The 2,739-nt window shown below is 65.5% G+C and carries 4 protein-coding genes; all 4 read right to left on the bottom strand.

Annotation, left to right across the window (positions count from 1 at the left end):
- Window positions 1–1,837 (bottom strand): conjugal transfer protein TrbE (locus tag HY26_RS17110; RefSeq protein WP_112074209.1); only part of this gene is annotated, 1,837 nt, incomplete at its 3' end.
- Complete coding sequence (locus tag HY26_RS17105; RefSeq protein WP_370453461.1) at window positions 1,831–2,067, bottom strand: VirB3 family type IV secretion system protein; 237 nt, start codon at window positions 2,065–2,067, stop codon at window positions 1,831–1,833. The genes HY26_RS17105 and HY26_RS17110, both read right to left, overlap by 7 nt.
- Window positions 2,068–2,102: 35 nt before the next feature.
- Entirely contained in the window at window positions 2,103–2,414 is a 312-nt protein-coding gene (locus HY26_RS17100) for a TrbC/VirB2 family protein (RefSeq protein WP_112074207.1), read from the bottom strand.
- Window positions 2,411–2,739, bottom strand: a 329-nt coding sequence (locus HY26_RS17095) for an ATPase, T2SS/T4P/T4SS family (protein WP_199288564.1), incomplete at its 5' end; no start/stop codon positions are given. The genes HY26_RS17100 and HY26_RS17095, both read right to left, overlap by 4 nt.

The following is a 2,739-nucleotide window of genomic DNA, read 5'->3' as shown; positions in this document are numbered from 1 at the left end:
TGTCCTGCATCAGCGCGTCCATTTCGAAGCAGAGCGTGTCGCCGGTTTCGAGATTATCCTCATCGGCATCGAGCAGCGCGCCATAGGGCCCGGCGAGCGTGTAGGGCTCGAGCGCCTGCCGAAGGTCCGGCATCTGGATGAGGGCCACCAGCCCGGTCAGCGTGCGCTGCGCGACAGGCGCCGCGCCGAGGCTCTGCAGAGCGGTCCAGACGGCCTGCTTCACCTCCGGCGTCACCGTTACAGCTTCTTGTTCGATCAGCCCCAGCACCCAAGCCAGTGCCGAGGCGAGGCCTGTCTCACTGTCCACATCGCGAAGTGGCTGGAAGGCGAGGTCGCCGTCTATGCCGAGGTCGTACCAGGTGCCGCCCAGCGCGAGCGTCGCGCAGCGCGCTGACGCGCCCTTGTCGAAGGTGAAGACCTGGGCCTGTTCATAGCGGCGGAACTGCAGCGCCAGCAGCGACAGGAGAACCGACTTGCCGGCGCCGGTCGGCCCGACCACCATCATGTGGCCGACATCGCCCTGATGCGTGACGAGCCGGAATGGTGTCGAACTGGCAGAGCGCGCCATCAGGAGCGGCGGGCCGGAGAGATGCGCATTGCGCTCGGGTCCTGCCCAGAGCGACGAGAGCGGCGCCATATGGGAGAGGTTGATCGTGTTCAGCAGCGGCTGGCGGACATTGGCATAGGCTTCGCCCGGCAGGGTGCCGAGCCAGGCCTCGATCGCGTTGACGCTTTCGAATACGCAGGTGAACCCGCGCCCGCGGATGACGCGCTCGACGGCGCGGATCTGGTCTTCGGCGATCGCGGCATCTTCATGCCGGACCACGATCGCGGTCGTGCAATATCCGAACGCGACATGGCCGGCGCCGAGGGCCTGCAGGGCCTCGTCCGCATCGGCCGCCTGATTGTCGGCATCGGTGTTGAGCAGAGTTGCCGGCTCATTGGTGAGGATTTCTCGGAGGTAGGAGGTCAGCGACCGGCGCTTCGCAAACCAGTTGCGGACGTAGGCATTGAGCGTCTTCTCGGCGTCCGGCTTGTCGAGCGGCAGGAACCTGGTCACCCAGCGATAGGCGAAGCCGAGCTGGTCGAGTTCTGACAGGAGTCCCGGTTCGCCCGTTGCCGGGAACCCGTTGATCGTCAGGACTTTCAGCGTTTCCTCGCCAAGGCGAGGTGAGAGACCGCCGGTCAGGGACGTATCGACCAGGAGCGCATCGAGACACATGGGCACGGACGGCGCCCGCACCTCCTGCCGTGTTTCCGAGATACAGGCATGGAGATAGGTCAACGTCTCGTCATCATCCAGGAACCTGGCCTCGGGCATCAGGTCCGCCATCATGTCCCGGGCACGGGATGTTTCGGTTTCGAAATGGGCGAGATGCTCGCTCCAGAACGCCGCCGGGGCATCTGCGGGATCGTCGATGAAGAGTTGCTCGATCCTTGCTGTCCGGTCGGCCGGCGGCATCCAGGTAAGGGTGAGATAACAGTCCGTCTCGAAATGCCGTCCGGCCTCCTCGAAGGCCGCGCGGCGTTCCTCGTCCACCAGCCAGGCCGCCGGATCGCGCCAGGTGCTTTCGGGATAGGTGACGGAGGGCCGCCGGTCGGCTTCGATATGCAACGCCCAGCCGGAGCCGAACCGGCGGAGAAGATTGTTCATGCGTGCGGTGACCGCGACCAGTTCCTCCGCCGTCGAACTTTCAAGATCGGGGCCCCGATAGGCGATGGTGCGCTGGAGGCTGCCATCCTTGTTGAGGACAATGCCGGGCGCGATCAGGCAGGCCCATTTGAGATGGTCTGCGAGAGAGGCCGGGCGGGCGCGGTATTCTCGGAGGTTCAGCATGCGTAATAGGCCTTCTGGCGGATGTGCCGGATCAGCACGTCTGTGAATTGCGGATCGCGCCTTGCGGCGAAGACGCAGATCCCCTGCGCCACGATCCAGAAGACGAGCCCCACCACCCAGAGCTGGAGGCCGATGCCAAGCGCGGCGGCTAGCGTGCCGTTGACGATGGTCGCAAGCCTTGGCGCCCCTGCGAGCAGGATCGGCGCCGTGAGCGAGCGGTGCACCGGCACGCTGTAGCCGGGCGGGAGGGGCGAGACGTCCGCCATCAGAGCGTTGCCCCGCCGCCGAAGGAGAAGAAGGAGAGGAAGAACGACGTTGCCGCGAACGCGATCGACAGGCCGAACACGATCTGCAGGAGCTTCCGCATGCCGCCGCCGCTCTCGCCGAAGGCGAGGCCGAGGCCGGTCAGGATGATGACGATGGTCGCTAGGATCTTGGCGACCGGGCCCTCGATGGATTCAAGGATCGATTGCAGCGGGGCTTCCCAGGGCATGCCGGAGCCGGCCGCATGGGCGGGGAAGGCAATTGCCGCGACAAGCAAACTCAGGCTGAAGCCCTTGATCATGTCTCTGTTCATTGGGGTGGTGTCCTTTCAGGTGCGGTTGAGAGAAGCGGTTCAGAAAAAGGCAGGCTCGGCAGGACGAGCTGCAGGTCCGGCTGGACAGGGCTGAGGTCGTATCCGCCGCGTCCGAGGCCATTCATTCGCGCAACCGTCTCGACCCGGTGCCGGCCGGCGCGCCGCGAGATGTAGACGACGCAATCGATCGTTTCGGCGATCAGATCATGCGGAACCTGAGCGGATGCCTCGCCGATCAGCTGCTCGAGCCGGGAGAGGCCGCCGAGGGCTGAGTTTGCGTGCAGGGTCGCGATCCCGCCCGGATGGCCGGTATTCCAGGCCTTCA

Origin of the sequence: Hyphomonas sp. GM-8P (assembly GCF_003263315.1) — a bacterium.
GTDB lineage: Bacteria > Pseudomonadota > Alphaproteobacteria > Caulobacterales > Hyphomonadaceae > Hyphomonas.
Note: the sequence above shows the minus strand (reverse complement) of the source record. Positions and strands in the feature narration are given on the sequence as shown.

Coding starts and splice junctions, on each gene's coding strand:
- HY26_RS17100 (WP_112074207.1), bottom strand. CDS start 2,414: ATGAACAGAGACATGATCAAGGGCTTCAGCCTGAGTTTGCTTGTCGCG.